This window comes from Amycolatopsis sp. NPDC041971, from assembly GCF_055588925.1.
Window position 1 is genome coordinate 57195 of sequence record NZ_JBVJCE010000025.1, and the last position, 25485, is coordinate 82679.

Here is a 25485-nt window from a genome sequence, read left to right on the forward strand (position 1 = left end):
AACCATCGGTTCCCGTTCACCGAGGGAGAAGACCTTGATCAACTCGCAAACGCCGCCGCGCGCCGCCGATCGGATGGACGGCCGGGCCTGGGGCGTGCTCCTGGTGCTGTGCGGCGCCATCTTCCTGGAGGGCATCGACGTCGCGATGCTCAACGTGGCGCTGCCGTCAATCCGGGCCGAACTCGGCCTGTCGACGGCGACCCTGAGCGGCGTGGTGAGCGCCTACGTGCTCGGCTACGGCGGATTCATGCTGCTGGGCGGGCGGGCCGCCGACCTGTACGGCCGTCGCCGCATGTTCCTGGGCTGGCTGGTGGTGTTCCTCCTCTTCTCCGGGCTGGGCGGGCTCGCCACCGAGGGCTGGATGCTGCTGCTCGCCCGCTTCGTCACCGGCGTCGCCGCGGCCTTCATGACCCCGGCCGGCCTCTCGATCATCACCACGAGCTTCGAAGAGGGCCCGAAACGCACCAAGGCGCTGCTGTTCTACGCCGGTACCGGGGCGGGTGGCTTCTCGCTCGGCCTGGTCATCGGCGGCCTGCTGACCAGGATCGACTGGCGCTGGGTGTTCTTCACGCCGGTGATCCTGTCCGCCGTCATCCTGCTCGCCGCGCTCTGGCTCATCAAGGAACCCGCGCGACCGGAGCGCGTGCCCCGCCGCCTGGATTTCGCCGGAGCGCTCACGGTGACCGTGGCGATGCTGCTGATCGCCTACGCGGTGGTCCGGCTGGAACACCCCGGGCGGGGCTGGGGCTGGACCACGGCGTCCTTCGCCGGGGGAGTGGCCGCGCTGGTCACCTTCGTGGCCGTCGAACGGCGCTCACCCGCGCCGCTGGTGCGCCTGGGCATCCTGAAGTCGGGACCGCTGGTGCGGGCGAACGTCAGCGCCTTGCTCTTCGCGGGTTCGTTCTTCGGGTTCCAGTTCCTGGTCACGCTGTACCTGCAGGAACTCCGGGGCTGGTCGACGCTGGAGACGAGCCTGGCGCTGCTGGCCGTCGGGATCGACGCGATCCTCGCGCCGACGCTGACCCCGCGTCTGGTGGCGAAGTTCGGCAACACGCGGCTGATCTTCGGCGGTTTCGTGCTGGCGGCCGTGGCGTACGCGCTCTTCCTGCCGCTGGGCCTGGACTGGACGTACGCGGCGATGTTCCCGTCGATGATCATCCTGGGCCTCGGGTTCGCCCTCGCCTACGGGCCGCTGACGATCGTCGCCACCGACGGGATCGCCGAGGACGAGCAGGGACTCGCGGGAGGTCTGCTGTACACGGCGTTCCAGTTCGGCGCGGCGCTCGGGCTGTCCGCGGTGACCGCCGTCAACGTCGCCGCCCTCGGTGACGGGTCGCGAGAGGCCGCGCTGGGCGGCTTTCGCGCGGCGCTGGTCGTGCCGCTGGTGATGGCCGTCCTCGCCGCGATCGTGATCGCGTCCGGCCGTCAGCGCGGTTCGGCGAAGGAAGCCAGATTGGCCAGCGAAGAGGCGATCCCGGTCTCGTGATCCGCCTGGCCGACGCCGGACGGGACGTCCGTCGCGGTGACGGTCACTTCGGTGCCGTCACCCGTGGCGGCCAGCGTCCAGGTCATCGTCATGGTGCCCGCGAACGCCGGGTCCTCGGACTCGAAGACGGCCAGCTGCACCACGCGTTCCGCGGGCACCAGGTCGGCGAACCTGATTTCGACCACGTCCGTCGTGTCCGACGATTTGCCGGGCGCGGCGGACGCGTCGAGGTAGGTGAGGATCATCCGGAAGCCGCCACCCGGCCGCGGATCCCAGCGGACGATCCGGCCGCGCATGCCTTCGGGCGGCAGCCAGGTGGTCCGGGAGGGGTGATCCACATCGAGTACGTCATCGCCAAGGAACGGCGACGGCGGCGCAAGGTGCACCGCCTCTCCGGCTCGCCGTCCTCATCATGGTTGCCGAGGAGTGATGGTGTCGCGGGTGATCGACTCGACCTTCTCCTGCGCCTTCTTGGCGTCGGTGACCCAGAGCCGGTAGAAGTCGAACGGGCAGTCCGCCACTCCCTTGTCGCCCTCGTCCGCGTCCTGCACGCCGGTGTAACCGCGGTGCAGCAGCTTGAAGATGTGGTTCTGTGACTGGTCGTAGGCGCGCGCGTCACGGATCGCCGACACCGACAGCTGCGCGTACTGGATCCCGTACTCTTCTTCGCCGGTCTCGCCGAGTGTGCGGCCGTCGAAGCCGATGATCGCGGAATGGCCGAAGTAGGAGTACACGCCGTCGAAACCGGCGGCGTTGGCGACGGCCACGTAACAGTTGTTGGCCCAGGCCATCGCCTTGGCCATCAGGATCTGCTGCTCCTTGGCCGGATACATGTAGCCCTGGCAGCGCACGATCAGTTCGGCGCCCTTCATCGCGCAGTCTCGCCAGATCTCCGGGTAATTCCCGTCGTCGCAGATGATCAGGGAGATCTTCATCCCCTTGGGGCCGTCGCTGACGTAGGTGTCCTCGCCGGGGTACCAGCCTTCGATCGGGCACCACGGCAGGATTTTGCGGTACTTCTGGACGATCTCACCGCGGTCGTTGATGAGCACGAGCGTGTTGTACGGCGGCTTGTCCGGGTGGTCCTCGTGTCGCTCGCCGGTGATGGAGAAGACGCCCCAGGTCCGGGCTTCCCGGCACGCGGCGGCGAAGATTTCGGTTTCCTCACCGGGAATCGTCGCCGCGGTCTCGTACATCTCCTTCGGGTCGTACATGATGCCCTGGGTCGAGTACTCCGGGAACACCACGAGGTCCATACCCGGCAGCCCGGATTTCACGCCCACCACCATTTCGGCGATCTTTCGGGCGTTGTCGAGGACCTCGGCCTTGGTGTGCAACCGAGGCATCTTGTAGTTGACCACCGCGACGCCGACCGTGTCCGGGCTGGCGGAAATGTCACCGTGTCGCATGAAGACTCCTTTTCTCCGAACGTTTTTTCAGGACGTCGAGGGATCCGGCCGCCGCCACGAGCGCCACCGCGATCGCGGCCGCCAGCAGTGCGGTGCCGCCGTCGCTCCGGTAAGCGCCGGTGAGGCCGAGGAAGGCGGGCAGCGTGCAGGTCGGCTGGCTGAGCAGCAGGACGGTCCAGCCGGTGAACCGCGTCAGCTGTTCTTTTCCGAGGCCGAGCACCAGGAAGAACAAGCTCCACAACAGCGCCCAGGACAGCCAGATGACGCCGAACACCGGATCGTTGTCATGCCAGAAGGCGATTCCCGCGTACACCACGGCGGCGCCCGCCACGAACAGCGAGAACCAGCCGATGCCTTCGGGCGCCAGGCCGGCGAGATTCGCGATGCCGACGTACAGGTAGGTGAAACCGAACAGGTACAACCCCGACGCGGCGAGGATCGCGTCCTGGTCCCCGCCCGCGTGGACGATCAGCACGGTCGGGGTGAGGCACTGCAGCGCGCCCACGAACAGGTTCAGCACCGCCGCCGGACGGGCCGGTATCCGGCCGAGCAACATCAGACCGTTGATCATCAAGGCGGCGCCGACGTAGAGAAGGCCCACGTCGCCCATGCTCACCTCCGCGTAATGTGCATCACATGGAATAGTTTCACTTGAAAGTATGTGGTGTGCCGGAGCGAGTCAAGAGTGGAGTTCAGAGCCGGGTGAGGACCTCGAAGTCGTAGCCGTCGGCGACCGCGAGATGGACGTGCTGGTCGGCCTGCTGCCCGCGGAACTCGATCGTGCCGCGCGGGCCGTGATAGGCGACGCCGTCGATCGCCGCGTTGAGCGCGGGCAGGTCGGGTATACCGGCGCGGCGGACGAGTTCGGCCAGCGTATGCAGTCCCTCGTAACAGGATTCGGCGGCGTTGTTCAGCGCCGGGGCGCCGGGACCGTTGCGGTCGACGTAACGGCCGAGCAGGTCCATCGCGTCGGCGGTGACCATCGACCTGAAGTACGCGGCGGAGACGTAGAGGTTGCCGGTGGCGTGCGCGCCGCTCGCCAGGAGCATGTTCTCCTCCATCAGCGGGCTGAACCGGACCAGCCGGTCGCTGAGCCCTTGGGTGGCGAAGGCGCGGTTGAAGCGCACCGCGTCCTGCCCGACCAGCAACATGAGCACACCGTCGCTTGTGGACTGTTCGACCGAACGGACCACTGTGGACATGTCGCCCGCGCCGAGCCCGACGAACGCCTCACCGGTGATGCGCAGATCGAGATCCTTGGCGTACTGCCGGATCGCCCGGGTCGACCGATGCGGCCAGACGTAGTCGTCGCCGACGACGAACCACCGCCGGACACCGAGGTGATCGCGCAGCCAGCGCAGCGCCGGTTCGATCTGGCAGCGCGGCGTCTCTCCCGTGCAGAAGATGCCCGAACGGCGCTCACCGCCTTCGTAGAGCGACGTGTACACATACGGCACCCGGTCGGCCACGACCGGCGCGAGCGCGTGCCGGATCGACGAAATGTGCCAGCCGCTCACCGCGTCGACCAGACCCGCGTCGACCAGCCGGCGCAAGTCTTCGGCTACCTGTGCGGGAGTGCCGCCGCCGTCGACCACCTCGGCCTCGACCTGCCTGCCGAGAATCCCGCCGGACTCGTTGAGTTCGTGGACGGCGAGATCCGTGATCGCCTCGCAGGACGGGCCGAACAGCCCGGCGGGCCCCTGCAACGGGACCACCATGGCCACGCGCCAGATGTCGTCGCGGGTCCGGGTGGCGAGGCGTAGGGGCATGGCGCTCCGTGCGGTGGCCCGGTAAGGTCAAAGTGCTTTCACCTGGAAGTATTGCGAGGGTGTCCGGTTTTGGCAAGGGGACGGGATATGGGGACACGCGGCGTCGCGACCGCCGGAACGTCGCTCACCGGCTCGCTCACCCGCGCCGCCAGGGCTGTCGCCGCCAAGGTGGAGCAGGTGCTCGCCGAGGAAGGTCTCACCCTGGACCAGTGGCTGGTGCTGGACGCGTTGAGCGGCAAGGGCGGCCTCGCCATGGCCGACCTCGCCGACCGGACCCTGGCCACCGCCCCGACACTGACCAGGGTGGTCGACAAACTGGTGACCACCGCGCAGGCCTACCGCGAGGTCGACGCCGCGGACAGGCGCCGGGTGCTCGTGCATCTCAGCGCCCGCGGCCGGGCGACGTACCGGCGCGTGACCGCGAAGGTCGCCGAGGTCGAAGCCCGTCTCGACGTGCCGGACGACGTGCTCGTGGCGTTGCGCGGTCTCGGCGACTGAAAGTCAGGCCCGCGGCGGACCTGGTGGCCGCGCCTGTGGTTTCGCCTTTGCCAGGGCGACGATGCCGATGACACCGGTGACGACGAGCGCGACGACCACGAACAGCGCGGCCACCACGTACACCAGGCGGAAGCTGAGGGCGTCCGAGAGCAGCCCGCCGAGGAACGGTGCGATCACCAAGGCAAGGACACCGAGGCCCGCTGCCGCACCGGCCGTGGCGCCGCGACCAGAGCGGAGCCGCCGGATCAACGCGGCCGTCACGCCGATCGCCGCGCCCGCGCCGAGCCCGTTGAGCACCCGCCCGACGAGGAGCAGACCGCTATGGGGAACGAAAGCGACCAGCAACACGCCGAGGAGCATCAGAAAGAGCGCGGGCACCGTCACCGACGTCGGGAAGCGCGCGCCGAGCAGCAGACCCGCCGGGAAGGCGATCGCGGCCGCGACGAGGTATGCGACGAGGCCGCTCAGCAACAGGGACTGGCTCGACATGTCCAGCTCGACCTGTAGGACCGACGAGCCGTCGAAACGGTAGATCACGGTGAGCAGGAACAGCCCGATGAGCGCGGCGAACCCCGGCCCGATCACCAGCCACCAGGGCGGTCCGGCGGTCGGCTGCTGGTCGTGTGGCGTCGGCACGAACATGGGGACAACCTATAGCGCCCGGCGATGGAGGCGGCACCCCTTAACGAACACTCACCACTGTCCTAGGCAAGGAAACAGCGACTCGAAGGACGCGGCCTGGTGAGACCTCGTTGACGTCCAGGACGCTTTCCCGGGACTGGCCTGCCGCATTGGTGATTTCCTGGCACTGGACCGGGAAACCTCGGTGGGATTTGACGCTTCGCGCCATCGGCACGGTGGTCCGAGTCACGGCAGCCGGGCTTCATTAGGCACGCTGGAGACTTGGACGGCACCACCTCGGTGCCGCTGGGCTGTTCGCGCTCAGATCGCCGACGGCATCGGCCACGGCGACCCGCGTACCAAGCGGGCCTCGGTGCACTTGGTACCTGCCCGGCGCCGACAGCCTGAAGCCGACGGGTCGTGGAGGTAGGGGACCCCTGGCCACTTGCGTGACCAGGGGTTTCCCCGTGGCGGCGTGCCCCCGGCAGGACTTGAACCTGCGACCTAGAGATTAGAAGGCTCTTGCTCTATCCAGCTGAGCTACGAGGGCCGACGTCGGCGACGTTGGGTGTCGCCCAGCATCGGCAGCTTAGCCGTCGCCAACCTGTCGATCGTTCGACACCGCCAGATCGTTTCAGGTCGAGCCCACCGTTTTTCGGAACACCCGTGAGCGCGTCACGACGCGGGGTGACGCGCTCACGGGCCGGGGCCGCTTCGGGGGAGCGGCCCCTGGGTTCGCGCAGGTCGCGAATCGACTCTTCCGCGAGCGACGGGCACGAACCGCCGGGGTGGTCAGTCCCAGATCTTGAGGGCGCGGATCACGAACGGTCCCTGGGGTACGTAGGTGCCGCCACCCGGATAGGTGATGAAATCTCCCTCCGTCGTGCATTCCTCGCTCTGGTAAATCGTCACGTCCCGGCTCAGCCGGTTGACGAACGAATGCCCGTCGAAGCCTTCGGGTAAGGGAATGCATTCGTCGGGATTGGAGGTGCGAAGGTCGAATTCGTGCACCGCGCCGCCGTACGATTCTTCGCCCCATACGCAGAACTCACCCTTCTGGCAGGGGGGTTCGGGCGGCGCCGTGGTGGCGCTCGCGGCTCCGGCGCTGGTCAGCAGGCCGAACATGGCCAGCAGGAGCACGTGCGGGAGGCGGGCGCGCAGGTTCGTCAAACGTCGTTGCATGGCTGGGTTCTCCCCCGGTGAATCGGCGGCTCGAGCGCCGTCGGTGAATGTGTGATTCCACGATGAACCGAGGGGAAGGCTTTGTCAGCCCGCATTTCTACTTCTGTGGATAAGTAGTTGTGCGCCGCTCGATCGGGGCGAGTTGTCCACATGTCACCGGGACCGCCTTGTACTCGCCGAAATCGGCTGCTAGGCGGGTGCGGTGGAGTCCCGGACGACCAGTTCGGCGGGTACCTCCGCCGGGGCCGGTGCCTTCTCCCCGCGTAGCAGGCCCAGCACCAGATCGCCGGCCGCGCGCCCCTTGGCGGCGAGGTCCTGCCGGACGGTCGTCAGCGGTGGTTCGGACCACCGAGCGGGCGGGACGTCGTCGAAGCCCACGACCGAAAGATCACCCGGGACCGACAGTCCGAGATGTCTCGCCGCCGAGATCGCCGCCAGTGCCAGCAGGTCCGACATGCACAACAGCGCGGTCGGCCGCGGGTGCCGGTCCAGCAGGCCGAAAGCACTCGGCATGGCTCCTTCGACCGAGAGTCCGGACGCCTCCCAGATCGGCAGGTCCGCCGCCGCGATCCCCGCTTCGGCCAGGGTCTCCAGATAGCCGGCCATCCGCTCGCGGTTGTCGTGGAACCGGCTGTTGCCTGCTTCCGCCGCGCTCAGCTCGCCGCCACGGGGTGCCGAGAGGCACTGCGCCGAGAAGATCCCGATCCGCCGGTGCCCGAGTTTTACCAGGTGCCGGGCGGCGGCGGACGCTCCCGCCCGGTCCGCCACCCCGATCCTGGCCGAACCGCGGATATGCGGCTGGTCGATCACCACCAGCGGCAGGCCTCGATCCCGCACCGCGTTCAGCGCCGGCGCGCCGTCGGCCAGCGAATACGCCACCGCGATGTCCGCTTGCGCGGTCAGGATCCGCTCCGCGCGCGGGCCGCCGCTCTCGCCGTCGCCGGGGAGCAGCAGGAGGGCGTGGCCCTCGGGATCGACGACGGTCGAGAGTGCGTCGAGGGTGAGCGACAACGCGGGATCCGAGAACGCCGTCGAGAGATTCGTGTCGAGCAGGACGGCGATCGCGCCGGTGCGGCTGGTGGCCAGGCTGCGGGCGGTCGGATTCGGCCCCGCGTACCCGATCTTCTTGGCCGCGCGAAGCACCTCTTCCCGCAGCTGGGCAGACAGCTGATCGGGCCGGTTGTAGGCGTTGGAGACGGTCGCCCGCGACACCCCGACGGCGTCGGCGACATCGTCCAACGTCGGCCTTCGCCGTCGCGTGCTGGTCACCGCCACAGTCTAGTCCCGGCCGAGATCGGTGGACTTTCTGAAGCGCTTAAGTCATTCTGGGAGAAGAGGAATCGAAAGGAGACTGGGGTCTATGCGTGACCGTACGGCCGTTTTCGTCGTGTTCGCGCTCAACGGGGCCGCGCTCGGCTCTTGGGCGCCGCGGACTCCCGCGTTGTCGGAACGGGTGAACGCCTCACCGGGTGTCTTCGGATTGGCCCTGCTGGGCGCCAGCGTCGGCATGCTGATCGCGGCGTCGGTTTCGGGGCGGCTGATCGAACGGCACGGTGCCCGCGCCGTGGTCGCGGGCAGCACGATCATCGCCTGCGCCGCGCTGCCGATGATCGGCTTCTCGACGTCGGTCGCCCTGCTCGCCGGGGCGTTGTTCGTCCTCGGCGCGAGCGTCGGCGCGCTGGACGTGGCGATGAACGTCGCCGGAGTCGAGGTCGAGCGAGGGTCAGGACGCGCGATCATGCCGATACTGCACGCGGGATTCAGCTTCGGCGCGCTGGCGGGTTCCGCCGCCGCCGGATTCGCCGCGTCGCACCACTGGTCACCGGGGCGGCATCTCACGGTCGCCGCGTTGGCCGCTCTGGTGGTGCTCGCCTTCGTCATCGTCGCCGTACCCGGCGCGCGGCCCATGCACACCGAACCCGTCGAGAAGCCGCGGGTGCCGCCGATCAAACGGCCCGTGCTCTGGCTGCTGGCCGCCATCGCGCTGTGCTCGGCGATCGCGGAGGGCGCGAGTTCGGACTGGTCCGCTCTGCTGATGACGTCCGTGCACGGGGTCGGTGACGGCGCCGCGGCGTTCGCCTACTCCGGATTCGCCCTGGCTATGGGGCTCGCCCGGCTCGTGGGCGCCTGGCTTCAGAATCGCTGCGGCGCGACCCGTGTGCTGGCGGTGGGTGCCGGGATCGCCGCGGCCGGGCTCGTGCTCGCCGCGCTGGCCCCCGTTCCCGTGTTCGGGTTCGTCGGCTTCGCGCTGGCGGGCGCCGGGCTGGCCGCGGCCTTCCCGATCGCGCTGAGCCTCGCGGGCGCGTCGGGCAAACGCGCGGACGGCACCGGAGGTGAGCGGGAACTGGCCTTCGTCACCGCGATCGCCTATACCGGCTTCCTCGCCGGACCGCCGCTGATCGGGGGGATCGCGCAGGTGACGTCGCTTTCGGTGTCGTTCCTGTTCGTCGGGCTGACCGCCGCGCTGATCGTGCCGTCCGCGGTGGCCGCGGCGCGGGCGCTCGAACGGGAGGAGGTCTCCGAACCCGTCGCCCGTTGACATCCTCGCCGGAACCCGGGCAAGCTGATTGCTCGTAAACTGAAATGAATGCGACTTGTTCGCTGTTTCAGGACGGCTGATCCGGGGAGGGGCGGCGTGAGGGTGCTGATGCGCGGGGGCGGCGTGGGGATCCTGACCGGTCGTCACCAGGTGCCCGGGATCCCGGCGCGGCTGGTGCAGACCACGTTGCCCCGGCTCGTCCTGGTCCCGCTGGTCTTCCGGCTGGTGATGCTGGTTCAGTCGCTGTGGGCGGCGGGTCTCGACGGACCCCCGATGCTGTGGACGTTCGCGCTCATGCACCTCGTGCCGAACATCGCCGAAGCCGTTTGGGTCTTCCGGTGGTCTCCTGCCGGTACGCGAAGGGTGCCGGTGGCCGACGCCGGGCTCGCTGTCCTCTTCATCCTGGGGGCCGCGCTGATGTCGCCGGACATCGCGATCACGTCGATCACCTGGACCCATCTGATGGGCACGGTGATGATCTGGGCCCTGCTGCGTGGCGCGCCGGCGGGGGCACTGATCATCGGCGGCGCGGTCGCGCTGAACACCCTGCTGGACCCGGCCTCCTCGCTGGGTCTCTTCCTCACCCTCGCGACCGCGCTGGTGGCGTCCCTCGCGATCGTCGGCCTGGTCGGCGCTTCGATGCGGTTCGCGCTCGGGTTCGGGGAGCAGCAAGGCCGGGCGGCCGAACGCGAACGGCATCGCCGCGACGTCCACGACACGGTTCTGCAGGTGATGGAGTCGTTGGCGATCCCCGCGCCCGCCGACGAACTCGATCCGGCGGCCAGCCTCGACCGCGTCCGCCGGACCGCTCGCGCCCAGGCGATGCGCATCCGGATCAGCCTCGAGCACGAATCCTCCGAGAGGATCGGATTGCACCAGCGGTTGCGGTTGCTCGCCGCCGAAATGGCCGCGGAAGGCCTGCGCGCCGAGGTCGTCATCCAGGACGACTGTGCCCCGGAGCTCTCGGAGGAAGCGGCCATGGCCCTGCACGACTCGGCCAGGGAAGCCTTGCGCAACACACTGAAGCACTCCGGGACCAGGAGGGCCGTCGTCAGCGTCGAGGAGATCGGCGGCGGGGTTTCCTTGACGGTGCGCGATCACGGCTCCGGTTTCGATGTCGGCGACCGGCGGCGCGGCTTCGGCCTCGAGAACTCGATCATCGCGCGGATGGCGGAAATCGACGGTTTCGCGCGGATCGAATCCACGCCGGGCCTGGGGACGAGAGTGGTGCTTCTCGCTCCTCCGTCCATGCCCCCGCCACCGCCCTCAAAGGGAGTGCTGCGCGCCGCTGAGCTGATTCAGACCTGAGTCTCCCCGTCGGGTGAGTCGCGCCACTGGCGAAACGGGCGGTCCAGCGTCCATTTGTCGCCCTGGCGCTCGACGACGCGGTACTCGCAGGTCGTCGGATTGGACAGGGACTCGAACAACTCGATGCTCCAGCCGAAGAGCCGCCGGCACAGCAACCGGATGGTCAGGCCGTGTGAGACGACCAGCACGGTTTCGGGGTGATCTTCGCCGCACGCTGCCAGTTCGCTGAGGAAAGCCGCGACCCGGTCGTCGACGTCCGCCCCGGATTCGCCGAAGGGGAGCCGGTAGAAGAAGTGCCCGAATTCGTGACGCCGTTGTTTCTGAATCTCCTGCTCCAGCGGATCCTGGAGGTTGCCCCAGTCCTGTTCCCGCAGCCTCGGCTCCGGCACGATCCGCTCGCACGCGTCCCGGATGTCCAGTAGCCGCAACGTTTCCCGCGTCCGCAGATACGGGCTGACGTAGACCGCCGGTCGTTGCCCGCCGAGGAGTTCCGCGATCTCCGGGCCCGCCAGTTTCGCCTGCACGCGGCCGGCCTCGGTCAGCGGGAGAGCGTGGTCGGGAATCCGGGTGTAGGCGAGCTCGTCGACGTTGCCGAGCGACTCGGCGTGCCTCAGCAGGATGATCCGCACGCCGCCATCTTGCCCCTTGCGCACCCGGCATACCCTCGTGACGTGCCTTCAGACCCCGAGACGAAACCGGCCCCGTCCGCGCGGAAGGCCGGTGTCCTGCCGCTGGTGTCGATCGGTGCGCTCCTGGCCGCGGTGGTGGCCGTCGGCCTGGTCGCGCTGACCGGTGGCGCCGGTTACGTCATCGCCGGCCTGCCGGATCCCGGACTGGTGACCCGCTACGGCATCACCGTCGTCCGGGTGCTGGCCGAGGCGGCTTCGGTGCTGTGCGTGGGTTCGCTGCTGCTCGCCGCGTTCCTCGTCCCGCCGCAGAAGTCCGGCACGCTCGCGGCCGACGGTTACGCGGCCATCCGGGTCGCGGGAGCCGCCGCGTGGGTCTGGTTCTTCGCGGCCGCCGCGTCGGTCTTCTTCTCCGCGGCCGACGGCGCCGGGCGCCCGTTCACCGAGGTGCTCTCGCCGCGGGTGCTGATCGACCTCGTCGACGCCATCGAGCAGCCGAAGGCCTGGCTGTTCACCGCGCTGATCGCGTTGCTGGTCGCGCTCGGCTGCCGTCTCGCGCTGACGTGGGGCTGGACGACGGTGGTCTTCTTCCTGTCCGTCGGCGGCCTTGTCCCGGTCGCGGTCACCGGCCATTCCGCGAGCGGTGGTTCGCACGACATGGCGACCAACAGTCTGCTGTACCACCTGGTCGCGGCCGCCCTGTGGGTCGGCGGTCTGGTCGCGTTGCTCGCGCTCGGCTGGCGCCGCGGTGAGAACCTCAAGCTCGCCGTGACGCGGTTTTCCAAGCTGGCGCTGGTCTGCTGGATCGTGATGGCGGTCTCGGGCATCGTCAACGCGCTGGTGCGGATCAGGATCGCCGACCTGTTCACCACCGACTACGGCCTGCTGGTGCTCGCGAAGATCGTCGCGTTGCTGCTACTCGGCGTCTTCGGTCACCAGCAGCGGCAGAAGGGTGTCGCCGGACTGGTGAACGGCGCGGGAGGCGGGCAGTTGCTGCGGCTCGCCGCCGTCGAGGTGCTGATCATGTTCATCACCATCGGCATCGCCACCGGGCTCGCGAAGACCCCGCCGCCACAGGAGTCGTTCACCCAGCCATCGACCACGGAACTGCTGATCGGCTACGACCTCTACGGTCCGCCGACCGTTTTCAGACTGCTCACGGACTGGCGGTTCGACCTCGTCTACGGCACGCTCGCGCTCGTTCTCGCCGGGCTGTACCTCGCCGGGGTCCGGCGGTTGCGGCGCCGCGGCGACACCTGGGCCACGGGCCGGACGGTCGCGTGGCTCGCGGGTTGTTCCGTGCTGCTGATCGCGACGTCGTCCGGCATTGGCCGGTACGCGCCCGCGATGTTCAGCGTGCACATGGGCAACCACATGCTGCTCTCCATGGTGGCGCCGGTGCTGTTCGTACTTGGCGGGCCCGTGACGCTCGCGCTGCGCGCCTTGCCCGCGGCGGGCAAGGAAGCGCCGCCCGGACCGCGTGAATGGCTGCTCGCCTTCGTGCACTCGCCGCTTTCGCGGTTCCTGACACATCCGATCGTCGCGCTGCTGCTGTTCGTCGGTTCCTTCTACGGTCTGTACTTCTCGGGCCTGTTCGATTCCGCGCTGAACTACCACTGGGCGCATCTGGCGATGAACGCGCACTTCCTGCTCGCCGGATACGTCTTCTACTGGCCGGTGATCGGCGTCGACCCGGCGCCGCGCCGGCTCCCGCCGTTGGGGCGGCTGGGGATGATGTTCGCCGCCATGCCGTTCCACGCGTTCTTCGGGATCGCGCTGATGAGCATGCAGACCGTGCTCGGGCAGGATTTCTACCGCGGGCTGAAACTGCCGTGGGTCACCGACCTGCTCACCGATCAGCGGCTCGGCGGCGGGATCGCGTGGGCCTCCGGTGAACTGCCTGTCCTGCTGGTGCTGGTCGCGCTGCTGGTGCAGTGGGCGCGTCAGGACGAGCGGGAGGCCCGGCGGCGGGATCGCCGCGAGGACGTCTCGGGTGACGCGGATCTGAACGCCTACAACGCGATGCTGAAGAAACTCGCGGATCAAGGCCCGGGGCCGAAGCAAGGTTCTTAGCTCGCCGGACTCGAGCCGGGACGGATATTCGAATTCTCCCGTGCTCCTGGCATGAACTTGATCAACGGAGGATCGGGGACGTCGAGTGTCCCCGATCCTCCTGTCGGCCCCTGGAACCGATCCGGCTCCTACCACATCCCCCTGCCCGCGCCGGCCTTTCGGCCCGAGTTGTCCACAGGAAGCCCACATCGCCCGGAGTTGTCCACAGATCCGGCTCGCGTCCTTTTCCGCCCTTCGATCCGAGGCAGTCTGTGCTCAAGGGAAACACCGGGAGCGGCCCGGATCGAGGAGAAAGGCGAGTGTGATGGCGATGGGCGAAACGTGGGTGACCATGATCGGCAACCTGACCAGCGAACCGGTCCACCATCCGGAGCGGGTGCACGGGCACGATGTGGTGTCGTTCGGCTTGCGCAGTGTCGAACGCCGGTACGACAAGGAAAGAGGGGAGTGGGGCGAGGGGCGGCAGCTCGCGGTCAAGGTCACCTGCTGGCGCAAGCTGGCGATGGCGGCGTTCTCGTGCCTGAGCAAGGGTGATCCGGTGATCGTGGCCGGGCGGCTGCGCGGCGCCGAAACCGCGGAGGAGATCCCGGCACCTCTGGGTCTACCTGAGCTTGAGGCCTTCTCCATCGGCCCCAACCTCGCGCGTTGCTCGGCCGAGATCCACCGGATGGGGCGTGACCGGCCGAGGGCGATCCCGCTGTCACCGCCGCCCGTGGGGAATCCCATGGTCACCGCGCTGGAGGACGCACCCGCGGCGGAAGGTGCCAATGCTCGTTCAGTGATGTCGGGCTGACTGTCGGTAGCTCGATGGTGACCGCCGTCAAGGCCGCGATCGGCTCGCTCTACGATCGCTTGTATGGCCGAGTTCATCTACACCATGAAGAAGGTGCGCAAGACCGTCGGGGACAAGGTCATCCTCGACGACGTCAGCACCGCGTTCTACCCCGGCGCCAAGATCGGCGTGGTGGGGCCGAACGGCGCGGGTAAGTCCACCGTTCTGAAGATCATGGCGGGGATCGAGCAGGCCAGCAACGGCGAAGCCTTCCTCCAGCCTGGCGCCAGCGTCGGCATCCTCATGCAGGAGCCGGAGCTCAACGAGGAAAAGACCGTCCGTGAGAACGTCGAAGAAGGTCTCGGCGACATCAAGGTCAAGCTCAACCGCTTCAACGAGGTCGCCGAGCTGATGGCGACCGACTACAGCGACGAGCTGATGGCGGAGATGGGCAAGCTCCAGGAGGACCTCGACCACGCCGACGCGTGGGAGATCGACTCCGCGGTGGAGCAGGCGATGGACGCCCTGCGTTGCCCGCCGCCGGAAGAGCCGGTCACCCACCTCTCCGGTGGTGAGCGCCGCCGGGTCGCGCTGTGCAAGCTGCTCCTGTCCGCGCCCGACCTGCTGCTCCTCGACGAGCCCACCAACCATCTGGACGCCGAAAGCGTGCTGTGGCTGGAACAGTTCCTGGCGAACTACGCCGGCGCCGTCCTCGCCGTCACCCACGACCGGTACTTCCTGGACAACGTCGCCGAGTGGATCATGGAGCTCGACCGCGGCCGCGTGGTCGGCTACGAGGGCAACTACTCGACGTACCTGGAGAAGAAGCGCGAGCGCCTCGAGGTCCAGGGCAAGAAGGACGCCAAGCTCGCCAAGCGGCTGAAGTCCGAACTCGATTGGGTCCGGTCCAACGCCAAGGCGCGCCAGACCAAGTCGCGGTCCCGGCTCGACCGTTACGAGGAGATGGCGGCCGAGGCGGACAAGCACCGCAAGCTCGACTTCGAAGAGATCCAGATCCCGCCGGGGCCCCGGCTGGGCAGCGTGGTCGTCGAGGTCGAGAAGCTGCGCAAGGGTTTCGACGACCGTGTGCTGATCGACGGGTTGTCCTTCGACCTGCCGCGCAACGGCATCGTCGGCGTGATCGGGCCGAACGGTGTCGGCAAGACGACCCTGTTCAAGACGATCGTCGGGCTCGAGGAGCCGGACGACGGCCGGGTCAAGATCGGTGAGACGGTCAAACTGTCCTATGTGGACCAGAACCGCGGCGGGATCGACCCGAAGAAGACGGTATGGGAGGTGGTTTCAGACAAGCTGGACTACATCCACGTCGGGCAGACCGAAATGCCCTCGCGTGCCTACGTCAGCGCGTTCGGTTTCAAGGGGCCGGACCAGCAGAAGCCGGCGGGCGTGCTCTCCGGTGGTGAGCGCAACCGGCTGAACCTGGCACTGACTCTCAAGCAGGGCGGGAACCTGATCCTGCTCGACGAGCCCACGAACGACCTGGACGTCGAGACCCTGGGCTCGCTGGAGAACGCTCTCGAGCAGTTCCCCGGCTGCGCCGTGGTCATCTCGCACGACCGGTGGTTCCTCGACCGGGTCGCGACGCACATCCTCGCCTGGGAAGGCACGGACGAGAACCCCTCGCAATGGTTCTGGTTCGAAGGTAACTTCGAAGGCTACGAGAAGAACAAGGTCGAACGTCTCGGTGCCGAGGCGGCTCGTCCGCACCGCGTCACCCATCGCAAGCTGACCCGCGACTGAGGGCCGGGGGTTCCCCGTGGAAGCCAGCAAGCGCCAACAGCCGGGCTCGCCCACCACCTTGGTGGGTGGGCGGACGGCTGCCACCGGGGGAACCCTGTCCGCTGTCGGCAGGCTGATCGAACGCGCGGACGCCCTGCACCTGAGGGCGCCCGAGCTGGCCTTGGTCCTCGGGGAGCGCGCGGCCGCGCTCGCCGAGGCCGCCGGTGCCGACGAGCAGTGGATCCGCGCGGAGAGCCTGGTGGTGAGCGCGCGGGTGCGGCTCGGTGGCCGTCCCCGGACGGTCGGCCGGGCGGTGGCCGCCTTGCGTGCCGCGGAACACGCGGGTTACGGCGACATCGCCGCTCGGTTGCGGATCGACCTGGCGGTCTGCGCGCGCAGTGTCGGCATCCCGTTGACGGGGCTGGCCGCACTGCGTCCGTTGCTGGCGGATCCGGTCGTCTCGCCGGCGCACCGGGCCGAGGCGTTGTGCCATCTCGTCGGCTGTTTGGCGCAGTTCGGCCGCAAGGCGGAACTGGATCGGGTGCTGGCCGAGGCGGACAAGCTGGTGCTCGGCGACGGCTCGATGACGGCGGACTCGCAACTGCTGATCCGCGCGATGCTGCGGGTCGGGGTGTCGGCGCACCGCCGCCGTCACGGAGATCTGACGTCGGCCGCCGACGCCGCGCGGACCGGGCTCGGCATGCTCGAAAAGCTCGTGAACCCTGACGACGACGGAGGTCTCGTCCGGATCAGGCTGGTCCTGCAACTCGTCTGCACGTTGCTGGACAGGGGCGACACGGAGATGGCGTTGGAGGTCGCGCAGCCGATCCTCGACGCGCCCGTCCGGGCCGCCGGGATCGCGCCGGCCGCTTGGTTGCGGCTGGCGGTGGCCACCCGTGTCCTGCTGCCGGCGGGATCCGGGGAAGCCGCGGGCATGCTCGTCCGTGAAGCGGTTGCCGGGACCGAGGATCACCACCTGCACGCCGTCACGGCACGGCTGTGGCTGGAACTCGCGCAGATCGAGGAACGGCTCGGGCGAGCCGAGGAGGCCATCGGTTGCCTGCATCGTTCGCGTGCCGCCGAGCATCTTCACTCCCGTGCGCGCAGGCAGGCGTGCAACGTCCTGGTCGGTGAGTTCGGCGCGGCCGAGAACGCCGCCGTCGACCTCGACGACGTCCTGCGGGCCGTCGTCGCGAGGCCGTCGGCCACCTCGATGCGCGTTCCCCCGCCGGAGTCGGCCGAGGTGACCGCGGTGATGGCGCCGATCGACGCGGTGCCCTCGAGGCGGGCCGCGGCCGAGCCGCCGGTTCGTCGCGAGCCGACGCGGCCCGTGCGGCAGAGCAGGCAAGCGGAACCCGCGCCGGTGCGGCAGACGCCGGTCGAGTCCCCGCATCCCGCTGAGCCTTCGCGCCCGGAGCCCGCCGAGCCGCCACGCTTCGCCGAGCCGCCGCGTCCGGCGGAGCCTGCCGTGACACCGGTCGCGGAAAAGACCGAAGCACCGGTGTTGAAACCGCCGTCCCGTCCGGAGCCCATTCAGGAAGCGGCGGTCTCCGGCGGCGACTGGCGCCGCCGGGTGCCGGAGAAACCTCAGCAACCCAAGCCGTCGATCAGGTTCGAGCCCAAGGCCGAACCTGTCGCGCCGAAGCTGATGCCGCCACCGAAATCGGAGCCCGCGCCGCGGCCTGAGCCCGCGTCGCGTCCGGTAGCGGCGTCCGGGCGGCGACGCCGTCCGGAGGTTCCCGCGGCCCGCGAGACCGTCGCGGCCGAACCAGCGATCGCCCAGCCGGAGACCCCGGCCGCGCGGTGGCGGCCCGAGCCCGACGTGCCCGTCCGGACCGAAGAGCCGATGCCCGTGGCCTTCTCGGAATCCGTGGCCCCGGAGCTGCTTCTCGCTCCCGAACCCGCCGCCGAACCCCGGCCGCGCGTGACGGCGGAGGTCCAGCCTCCGCGTCCGCCGGGGACCGCCGCCCCGTTGTGGGAGAGCGACGAGTGGGCGGCCGAAGAGCGTGCCCGCCGGTCTTCCGCACCCGTTTCGCGCAAGACCAGGCACGACGCCGAACACGGTTCCGTAGCGGCGAAATCGGTGCTGGACCGGCTCGGTATCTCGAGCACGGGTGGGCAGGGCGGTGGCCGCCGTCGCGCGGACGGCGCCGCGGATCCCGTGCGTCCGGACCCCGTCACCGAAGAGCGCGCAGACACCGGCCGTGCCCGTCGGGAGCAGCCTCCGGTCGAGTACTCCGAACCCGCCGTGCCGCTCGCGCCGCCGCCTCGGGAGGACCCGGCGCCGTCGCAGAGCGGCGAAACCCGGGAAGGCCCTCGCCCTGGTGCCAAGGAAGAGGTCGCGGATCCGTGGCTGCCGCGGTTGCGGATGCCGCCCGCGCTCGACCCGTTGACCGACACCGGTTCCTGGCGGCCGATCACGCCGTTCCCGGAGAGCTACGCCCGCGCGATCGCGGAGGACGAGCCGCCGCCGGACGCCGGTCTCGCCGACCTGCTCGCCCGCGCGCTCGCGGAGCACCAGGCGGGCACCGCCAGTGCCGCCGCGCTCGTGAAGCAGCTCGGTTCCCAGGACTCGGGAAAGCGTCCGGTCAACGGCCACGATCGGCACCGCGCCAACGGAAGCGACTGACCGCGCGAGAGCAAAGGTCCCTTGCTCCACCTCGGTGGGAACCGAAAGAATCTTGAACGATTCAGTCGGCCCGATGGGGTCGTTCGCCGCGCCCTCGCGACGCGATGGGTGCTGGTCACCCCGGTGCGGCGGGGCGCGGGAACGTCCGGACAGACCACCGATGTGACCCGCCAGTAGCTGAACCGATCACGGCGATTCCGGTATCTGAGCAGGGAAATCTTCGACGGCCGGGAAGGACCCGGCCTTGTGGAGCCGACTGTCCGGAGCTGTAGGTTGGGGCTGGGCCGGTACAGAGTCGTGCCGGTCGCGGTGTCAATCTCGCTACAGTGGAGAGTTGCCTCAAATGAGCTCGACGGGAGTCTCGTCCCTGCCCGGAAAAGATGTCGGCACCGAGGATGGCGCCCGGCGCCGGTCGGCGAACCCGGAGCAGATCCGGGACGACCTAATCGACGCCGCCGCGGCATACGCCCCGGAGATCGGCGACTTGATCCGCTTGTACTACCGGCACATCCCGGCCGAAGAGATTCTCGGTGACGACCCGGTCGACCTCGTCGGAGCCGTCCGTTCGCACCTCCAGCTGGCGAAGGACCGGATGCCCGGCCGTCCCGCGGTGCGGCTGCTGAACCCGACGGGCCCCGAAGACGGCTGGACGCGTGAGGCGACCGTCGTGCAGGTCGTCACGGACGACATGCCGTACCTGGTGGATTCCGTCGCGGCGGAGTTCGCGCGGGACGGGGTGCAGGTGCAGCGCATCGTGCACCCGATCGTCGTGGTGAGCCGGGATCTGACCGGTGAGCTGCTGGCGGTCCACCCGGACGCCGACCCGGCGGAGCCGCCGTCGAACTCGGCGGCCGAATCGTGGATGTACATCGAGATCGACCTGGTCACGGACCCGAACCGCGCCCGCGAGCTGGACAACCGGCTGTCGTCGGTGCTGGGTGATGTCCGCGAGGTCGTCGAGGATACCGACAAGATGGCGGAGACGGCTCGCCGTCTCGCCGACGATCTGGACGGGAGCCCGCCGCAGCTGGCCGCGCACGAGGTCGCGGAGGGCGCCCGGCTGCTGCGCTGGCTGGCCGACGGCCACTTCACCTTCCTCGGTTACCGCCGTTACGAGCTGATCGACAACCCGCATCCGGACAGCGACGAGCCCGCCCTGCGCGCGGTGCTGGCCACCGGTCTGGGTGTGCTGCGCCAGGACAGCCTGGCCGCGCGCAGCCTCACGGCCGGTCCCGACACGTCCGCGTCCGCGCTCGCGCCGACGCTGCTGGTGCTGACCCAGGCGAGCGCGCCTTCGACGGTGCACCGCCCGGTCTATCCGTACTACGTCGGGGTGAAAACGTTCGACGACAACGGGAAGGTCACCGGCGAACACCGCTTCCTCGGCATGTTCACCACCACCGCCCTGCACGAGAACGTGCTGGACATCCCGGTGGTCTGCAACCGGGTCCGCGAGGTCATCCACCGCGCGGGCTTCCCGATGGAGTCCTTCTCCGGCCAGCGGATGCTCGAAGTGCTGCAGAACTGGCCGCGCGCGGACCTGTTCTCGGCCGACACCGACTCGCTGTACTCGACGACGACGGGCGCGATCACGCTTTCGGATCGCCGACGGCTGCGCCTGTTCCTGCGCCGTGACCCGTACGGCCGTTTCTACTCGTGCCTCGTGTACCTCCCGCGTGACCGCTACACGACCCGTTCGCGGCTCGCGATGCAGGAGGTCCTGCTCGAAGAACTCGAAGGCGCGCAACTGGAGTACAGCGCGCGCATCGGCGAGACCGTGCTCGCGCAGGTGCACTTCATCGTGCACACCGACCCGTCGCAGCGGTCCGAACCGGACACCCTGCGCATCCAGGAACGGCTCAACGAAGCCGTTCGCGGCTGGGACGACCGGATGGTCGAGGCGATCCTCGCCGAGCGCCGCGAGCGCGCCGGCGGCAGCGGCGTCGCGATCGGCCTGATGGTCGAGGAGTCCGCGGGCGAACAGGGACAGCGCTTCGCCGCGGTGTTCCCCGAGGGCTACAAGGAGGACTTCACCGCGCTCGAAGCGCTCGCGGACCTCCGTGCCCTGGAGTCGCTGACCGACGAGGGCGACCTGTCGATGTCGTTCTACCTGCCGGCCGACGCCGAGGCGGGGGAGCGGCGCTTCAAGCTGTACCTGCGCGGTGAGGGCGTCACTCTCTCCCAGGTGCTCCCGGTCCTGCAGCGGATGGGTGTCGAGGTCGTCGACGAACGTCCGTACGAACTGCGCCGCGAGGACGGCGGCCGGTCGTGGATCTACGACTTCGGCCTGCGGATCGACCCGCAGGTCCTCGACCACGCGGACAACGACCTCCGCACCCGCTTCCAGGACGCCTTCCTCGCCGCCTGGCGCGGCGACTGCGAGGTCGACGGCTTCAACGGCCTCGTCCTGCGCGCCGGGCTCACCTGGCGTCAGGCGGCCATCCTGCGGGCCTATTCGCGGTACCTGCGCCAGACGAAGATCCCGTTCTCGCAGGAGTACATCGAGAACACCGTCCTCGCGCACACCGACATCGCGACCGCGCTGGTGCGGCTGTTCGAGACCCGTTTCGACCTCTCGCTCGGCGACGAGGCCCGCGCGTCGCAGGCCGAGCAGCTCACCACCGAGATCGGCAAGCTGGTCGACGAGGTGACCAGCCTCGACGAGGACCGGATCCTGCGACGGCTGATGGCGGTCATCCTCGCCACGCTGCGGACGAACTACCACGTCACCGACGGCGAGGGGAATTCCCGCCAGTACCTGGCGCTCAAGCTCGACCCGAGCGCGGTGCCCGAGCTGCCCGAGCCGCGGCCGAAGTACGAAATCTTCGTGTACTCGCCGCGGATCGAGGGTGTGCACCTGCGCTTCGGTGACGTCGCGCGCGGTGGCCTGCGGTGGTCCGACCGCCGGGAGGACTTCCGCACGGAGATCCTCGGCCTGGTCAAGGCGCAGGCGGTCAAGAACGCGGTCATCGTGCCTGTCGGCGCGAAGGGTGGCTTCGTCGTGAAGCGCCCGCCTGCCCTGACCGGCGACTCGAGCCTCGACCGTGACGCCCAGCTGAACGAGGGCATCGCCTGCTACCGGATGTTCATCTCCGGCCTGCTGGACGTGACCGACAACCGCGTCGAGGGCAAGACCGTTCCGGCGCCGGACGTGGTCCGCCACGACGGCGACGACAGCTACCTCGTCGTCGCGGCCGACAAGGGCACCGCGAAGTTCTCCGACATCGCGAACGAGGTCTCGGCGCACTACGGGTTCTGGCTGGGCGACGCCTTCGCTTCCGGTGGCTCGGTCGGCTACGACCACAAAGCCATGGGCATCACCGCGAAGGGTGCTTGGGAGAGCGTCAAACGCCACTTCCGTGAGCTGGGCAAGGATTCCCAGACCGAGGACTTCACCGTCGTCGGCATCGGCGACATGATGGGTGACGTCTTCGGCAACGGCATGCTGCTCTCGGAGCACATCCGGCTCGTGGCCGCCTTCAACCACTTGCACATCTTCCTCGACCCGAACCCGGATTCGGCGACCTCGTTCGCCGAGCGGCGCAGGCTGTTCGACCTGCCGCGTTCGTCGTGGGAGGACTACGACCGCTCGCTGATCAGCGAGGGCGGCGGGATCTACTCGCGGTCGGCGAAGACGATCCCGATCAGCCCACAGGTCCGCGAGGCGCTCGGCCTCGGCGAGGACGTCACGAAGCTGGCGCCGAGCGACCTCATGCAGGCCATCCTGCTGGCCCCGGTCGAACTGCTGTGGAACGGCGGTATCGGCACCTACGTCAAGGCCGAGAACGAGACCCACGCCGACGCGGGCGACAAGGCCAACGACGCCTTGCGCGTCAACGGGAATCAGCTCCGCGTCAAGGTCGTCGGCGAGGGCGGGAACCTGGGGCTGACGCAGCTCGGCCGGATCGAGTTCGCCCGTGCGGGCGGCAAGATCAACACCGACGCGCTCGACAACTCCGCCGGGGTCGACTGCTCCGACCACGAGGTCAACATCAAGATCCTGCTGGATCACCTGGTCTCGACCGGATCGCTGGACTCCGAGCAGCGCAACGAACTGCTGGAGCAGATGACCGACGAGGTCGGCGAGCTGGTGCTGGCCGACAACTACCGGCAGAACGCCGTACTCGGCGTCAGCCGCGCGCACGCCGGGCCGATGGTCTCCGTGCACCAGCGGCTCGTCGCGGCTCTGGTCGCGAAGGGCGCCTTCGACCGCAAGCTCGAAGCCCTGCCGAGTTCGGCGGAGTTCCGCGCGCTGGAGAAGGCGGACGACGGCCTCACTTCGCCGGAGCTGGCGACGCTCATGGCGCACGTCAAGCTCGATCTCAAGGACGAGCTGCTGGCGAGTGAACTGCCGGACTCCGAGGTGTTCTCGCGCCGTCTGCCCGAGTACTTCCCGAAGCCGCTTCGGGAGCGGTTCGGCGACGCGATCTTCCAGCACCCGCTGAAGCGCGAGATCATCACGACGATGGTGGCCAACGAGGTCGTCGACGGCGCCGGGATCTCCTATGTCTTCCGCCTGATGGAGGAGATGAACGCGACCGCGACCGACGCCGTCCGCGCGTACGCCGTGGTCACCCACGTGTACGACCTGCCCTCGCTGTGGGCCCAGATCGACGCGCTGGACAACGTCGTGCCGACCGAGGTCGCGGACGAGATGATGCTGGAGACTCGCAGGCTGCTCGACCGGGCCGCCCGCTGGTTCCTCACCAACCGGCCGCAGCCGCTGGCCCCGCTCGCCGAGATCAACCGGTTCGGCCGGGTCGTCGGCGAATTGGCCCCGCGGGCGCACGAGCTGCTTCGCGGTGTCGAGTGCGCGACGGTCGACGCGAACACCGAGCGGCTGATGAAGAAAGGTGTCCCGGCGGAACTGGCGGGACGCGTGGCGCAACTGCTGCACACCTTCGGTCTGCTCGACGTCACCGACGTCGCGGAGCTCGCCGAGCAACAGGCGGGGATCGACGCGGTGCACAGCCCGGCGGAGACCGCGGGCTTGTATTACGCGCTCTCCGACCACCTCGGCATCGACAAGATGCTGACGTCGATCAGCGGTCTCGAACGCGGCAACCGCTGGCACGCGCTCGCGCGGCTGGCGCTGCGGGACGACGTGTACGGTTCCTTGCGGACGATCACGCTGGACGCGTTGCGGCACAGCGATGCGGGCACCGACCCGGACGAGAAGATCGCGCACTGGGAGAAGACGAACGCTTCGCGGTTGCAGCGGGCCCGCGTCGCGCTGGACGAGATCAGCCAGTTCGGCAAACTCGACCTGGCGACGCTGTCGGTCGCGGCGAGGCAGATCCGGAGCACGGTGAGGTAGTGAGCTACATTTCCCTGATCCGGCCGCGCTGGTCGGATATGGACGTCTACGGGCACGTCAACCACGCGAATCTGGTGACCCTGCTCGAAGAGGCACGGATCCCCCTGCTGTTCGGGGACGCCGTCCGGGCCGGGCTCACCGAACTGCCCAAGGGCATCGTGGTGGTGCAGCTGGCCGTCCATTACCGTTCGCCGATCGTGGTGTCCGATCAGGACATCCGGGTGGAGATCTCGTTGAAGGACTTGAAGCACGCCAGCTTCACTCTCGGCTATCGGGTGCACGCCGGGCCCGCCGAGTCCGACAAGGTCGCGGTCACCGCGGAGACGGTGCTCGCGCCGTACGACACCGGGTCGGAGCGGCCCAGGCGGTTGACCGAGGACGAACGCGCCTTCCTGGAGAAGGGGTTCGCGGATGCCTGAACTCGTCATCCCGGACGCGGGCGACCGCGAAACGCTCGGCGCGTTCGTGGCCAGGGCGGTCCGGCTCGACCAGAACACGCTGGTGCGGCTGCGGCAGCGCGGTGACGGCGTCGTCGAGGCGTGGAGCACGACACCGTTCGAGGTCCTCGCCACCAGGGCGGTCGCCGGTGACATCACGCCGTCGGACGTCACCGTGTCCGGGAACGAGCTGCTCGCCGCGCTGACCATCGCCGGCGGTGAGCGGATGGATCCGGGCCCGGCCCGCGATCTGATGTGGCATTCCGAGCTGCCCGCCGCCGGACGCTGGCAGCTGGTGGACGAACTGCCGGCGACGGTGATCTCGGAGCTGGCCGATCGCGGCGTCACCTTGGCCCGCGACAACGTCGGCCCGCACGGCAACCCGCCCGCCTCGCTGATGGATCAGGCGGTGCTCACCGTTTCGGGCAACGAGCTGGAGATCAAGGTCCAGATGCGCTGCCTGTTCGCGCTGTCGGGGATGGGTTTCGTCGACGCGTCGATCGACGGCGACGTCGTCCGGGTGACCGCGACGGATTCGTGGATGCGCATCGACGCCCGGTACGGAGCCGTCCTCAAGCGCCGTCACGCGCTCCTGCCGCTGCTGTTCTGACGGGTTGATTACCGCTTCGCGCCGCGGGTGGCTTCCGGCCGCCCGCGGTGTCAGGCTGTCCCTCATGAGCGACAGTGCCCCTCGCGACGCCGGCAAGCACGGAGAGGACCCGACCGCGGACTTCCTCGCCGAGGTCCGGCCGGAGGAGACCCCGTGGCGGACCGAGCGGCCGCCGGGTGAGGAGGCACCGGAACGCGCCGAACGCCCGGAGAAATGGGGCCGGGCCAAATCCGCCGGACGGGCGGCGGCGAAGGCGGCGCCCTACGTCCAGGCCGCCGCGCTGGCGACCTGGATCGTCTCGGACACCTTGGACGACTCAGCCGACTCCGCCGACTCAGGCGACGCCTGACTCCCGCGGTTTTGGGGTTGGGGGGGGGGGGGGGGGGGGGGGGGGGGGGGGGGGGGGGGGGGGGAGAAGGGGGGGGGGGGGGGGGGGGGGGGGGGGGGGGGGGGGGGGGGGGGGGGGGGG

At 69.2% G+C, this 25485-nt stretch carries 20 protein-coding genes and 1 tRNA gene; 12 read left to right on the forward strand and 9 right to left on the reverse strand.

The window, feature by feature from the left end; all coding sequences use genetic code 11:
• Window positions 1-73 precede the first annotated feature (73 nt).
• Window positions 74-1486: an MFS transporter gene (locus tag ACZ6DT_RS36470; protein WP_465603856.1), complete on the forward strand. Its 1413-nt coding sequence runs from the start codon at window positions 74-76 to the stop codon at window positions 1484-1486.
• Here the strand turns inward: ACZ6DT_RS36470 and ACZ6DT_RS36475 are convergent.
• The 4 genes from ACZ6DT_RS36475 to ACZ6DT_RS36490 form a co-directional block, all read right to left on the reverse strand.
• Complete coding sequence (locus ACZ6DT_RS36475; RefSeq protein WP_465603758.1) at window positions 1426-1872, reverse strand: SRPBCC domain-containing protein; 447 nt, start codon at window positions 1870-1872, stop codon at window positions 1426-1428. The two genes, ACZ6DT_RS36470 and ACZ6DT_RS36475, sit on opposite strands and share 61 nt — an antisense overlap.
• A 24-nt stretch (window positions 1873-1896) precedes the next feature.
• Entirely contained in the window at window positions 1897-2895 is a 999-nt protein-coding gene (locus ACZ6DT_RS36480) for an aliphatic amidase (RefSeq protein ID WP_465603759.1), read from the reverse strand.
• Complete coding sequence (locus ACZ6DT_RS36485; protein WP_465603760.1) at window positions 2882-3505, reverse strand: AmiS/UreI family transporter; 624 nt, start codon at window positions 3503-3505, stop codon at window positions 2882-2884. The genes ACZ6DT_RS36480 and ACZ6DT_RS36485 overlap by 14 nt, the downstream gene beginning before the upstream one ends.
• Window positions 3506-3587: 82 nt before the next feature.
• Window positions 3588-4613 carry a substrate-binding domain-containing protein gene (locus ACZ6DT_RS36490; protein WP_465603858.1) on the reverse strand — a complete coding sequence of 342 codons (1026 nt, stop codon included), beginning with the start codon at window positions 4611-4613 and terminating at the stop codon, window positions 3588-3590.
• Between the two features lie 138 nt (window positions 4614-4751).
• Between ACZ6DT_RS36490 and ACZ6DT_RS36495 the strand changes: the two genes are divergently transcribed.
• Complete coding sequence (locus tag ACZ6DT_RS36495; protein ID WP_465603761.1) at window positions 4752-5162, forward strand: MarR family transcriptional regulator; 411 nt, start codon at window positions 4752-4754, stop codon at window positions 5160-5162.
• A gap of 3 nt (window positions 5163-5165) precedes the next feature.
• Here ACZ6DT_RS36495 and ACZ6DT_RS36500 read toward each other — a convergent pair whose 3' ends face one another.
• The 4 genes from ACZ6DT_RS36500 to ACZ6DT_RS36515 all read right to left on the reverse strand — a co-directional run bounded on the left by ACZ6DT_RS36500 (window position 5166) and on the right by ACZ6DT_RS36515 (window position 8204).
• Window positions 5166-5804, reverse strand: coding sequence for an MFS transporter (locus ACZ6DT_RS36500; protein WP_465603763.1), 639 nt, complete (start codon window positions 5802-5804; stop codon window positions 5166-5168).
• 455 nt (window positions 5805-6259) lie between these two features.
• Window positions 6260-6333 (reverse strand) — tRNA-Arg (locus ACZ6DT_RS36505).
• A gap of 242 nt (window positions 6334-6575) precedes the next feature.
• Entirely contained in the window at window positions 6576-6965 is a 390-nt protein-coding gene (locus tag ACZ6DT_RS36510; protein WP_465603765.1) for a peptidase inhibitor family I36 protein, read from the reverse strand.
• 189 nt (window positions 6966-7154) lie between these two features.
• Complete coding sequence (locus tag ACZ6DT_RS36515) at window positions 7155-8204, reverse strand: LacI family DNA-binding transcriptional regulator (RefSeq protein WP_465603860.1); 1050 nt, start codon at window positions 8202-8204, stop codon at window positions 7155-7157.
• A 121-nt stretch (window positions 8205-8325) separates the two neighbouring features.
• Between ACZ6DT_RS36515 and ACZ6DT_RS36520 the strand changes: the two genes are divergently transcribed.
• Window positions 8326-9504 carry an MFS transporter gene (locus tag ACZ6DT_RS36520; protein ID WP_465603767.1) on the forward strand — a complete coding sequence of 393 codons (1179 nt, stop codon included), beginning with the start codon at window positions 8326-8328 and terminating at the stop codon, window positions 9502-9504.
• A gap of 108 nt (window positions 9505-9612) precedes the next feature.
• Window positions 9613-10812, forward strand: coding sequence for a sensor histidine kinase (locus ACZ6DT_RS36525; protein WP_465603862.1), 1200 nt, complete (start codon window positions 9613-9615; stop codon window positions 10810-10812).
• Here ACZ6DT_RS36525 and ACZ6DT_RS36530 read toward each other — a convergent pair.
• Window positions 10803-11441 (reverse strand): histidine phosphatase family protein, encoded by a 639-nt coding sequence (locus ACZ6DT_RS36530; protein ID WP_465603864.1) that lies wholly within the window; start codon window positions 11439-11441, stop codon window positions 10803-10805. The genes ACZ6DT_RS36525 and ACZ6DT_RS36530 overlap by 10 nt on opposite strands.
• A gap of 42 nt (window positions 11442-11483) precedes the next feature.
• Between ACZ6DT_RS36530 and ACZ6DT_RS36535 the strand changes: the two genes are divergently transcribed.
• The 8 genes from ACZ6DT_RS36535 (at window position 11484) to ACZ6DT_RS36570 (ending at window position 25365) form a co-directional block, all read left to right on the forward strand.
• Entirely contained in the window at window positions 11484-13511 is a 2028-nt protein-coding gene (locus tag ACZ6DT_RS36535; RefSeq protein ID WP_465603768.1) for a bifunctional copper resistance protein CopD/cytochrome c oxidase assembly protein, read from the forward strand.
• A gap of 304 nt (window positions 13512-13815) precedes the next feature.
• Window positions 13816-14304 carry a single-stranded DNA-binding protein gene (locus ACZ6DT_RS36540; RefSeq protein WP_465603770.1) on the forward strand — a complete coding sequence of 163 codons (489 nt, stop codon included), beginning with the start codon at window positions 13816-13818 and terminating at the stop codon, window positions 14302-14304.
• Between the two features lie 63 nt (window positions 14305-14367).
• Entirely contained in the window at window positions 14368-16044 is a 1677-nt protein-coding gene (ettA, locus tag ACZ6DT_RS36545) for an energy-dependent translational throttle protein EttA (protein ID WP_465603772.1), read from the forward strand.
• 16 nt (window positions 16045-16060) lie between these two features.
• Entirely contained in the window at window positions 16061-18652 is a 2592-nt protein-coding gene (locus ACZ6DT_RS36550) for a tetratricopeptide repeat protein (protein ID WP_465603774.1), read from the forward strand.
• Window positions 18653-18995: 343 nt separating this feature from the next.
• Window positions 18996-23969, forward strand: a complete 4974-nt coding sequence (locus ACZ6DT_RS36555; protein ID WP_465603775.1) for an NAD-glutamate dehydrogenase — start codon at window positions 18996-18998, stop codon at window positions 23967-23969.
• Window positions 23969-24388 carry an acyl-CoA thioesterase gene (locus ACZ6DT_RS36560; protein ID WP_465603776.1) on the forward strand — a complete coding sequence of 140 codons (420 nt, stop codon included), beginning with the start codon at window positions 23969-23971 and terminating at the stop codon, window positions 24386-24388. The genes ACZ6DT_RS36555 and ACZ6DT_RS36560 overlap by 1 nt, the downstream gene beginning before the upstream one ends.
• Window positions 24381-25016 carry a DUF8010 domain-containing protein gene (locus ACZ6DT_RS36565; protein WP_465603778.1) on the forward strand — a complete coding sequence of 212 codons (636 nt, stop codon included), beginning with the start codon at window positions 24381-24383 and terminating at the stop codon, window positions 25014-25016. Before ACZ6DT_RS36560 ends, ACZ6DT_RS36565 begins: the two co-directional genes overlap by 8 nt.
• 64 nt (window positions 25017-25080) lie before the next feature.
• The gene (locus ACZ6DT_RS36570; protein WP_465603779.1) at window positions 25081-25365 is read left to right on the forward strand and encodes a hypothetical protein; all 285 of its coding nucleotides are present in this window, start codon (window positions 25081-25083) and stop codon (window positions 25363-25365) included.
• The last annotated feature ends 120 nt before the right edge of the window (window positions 25366-25485 follow it).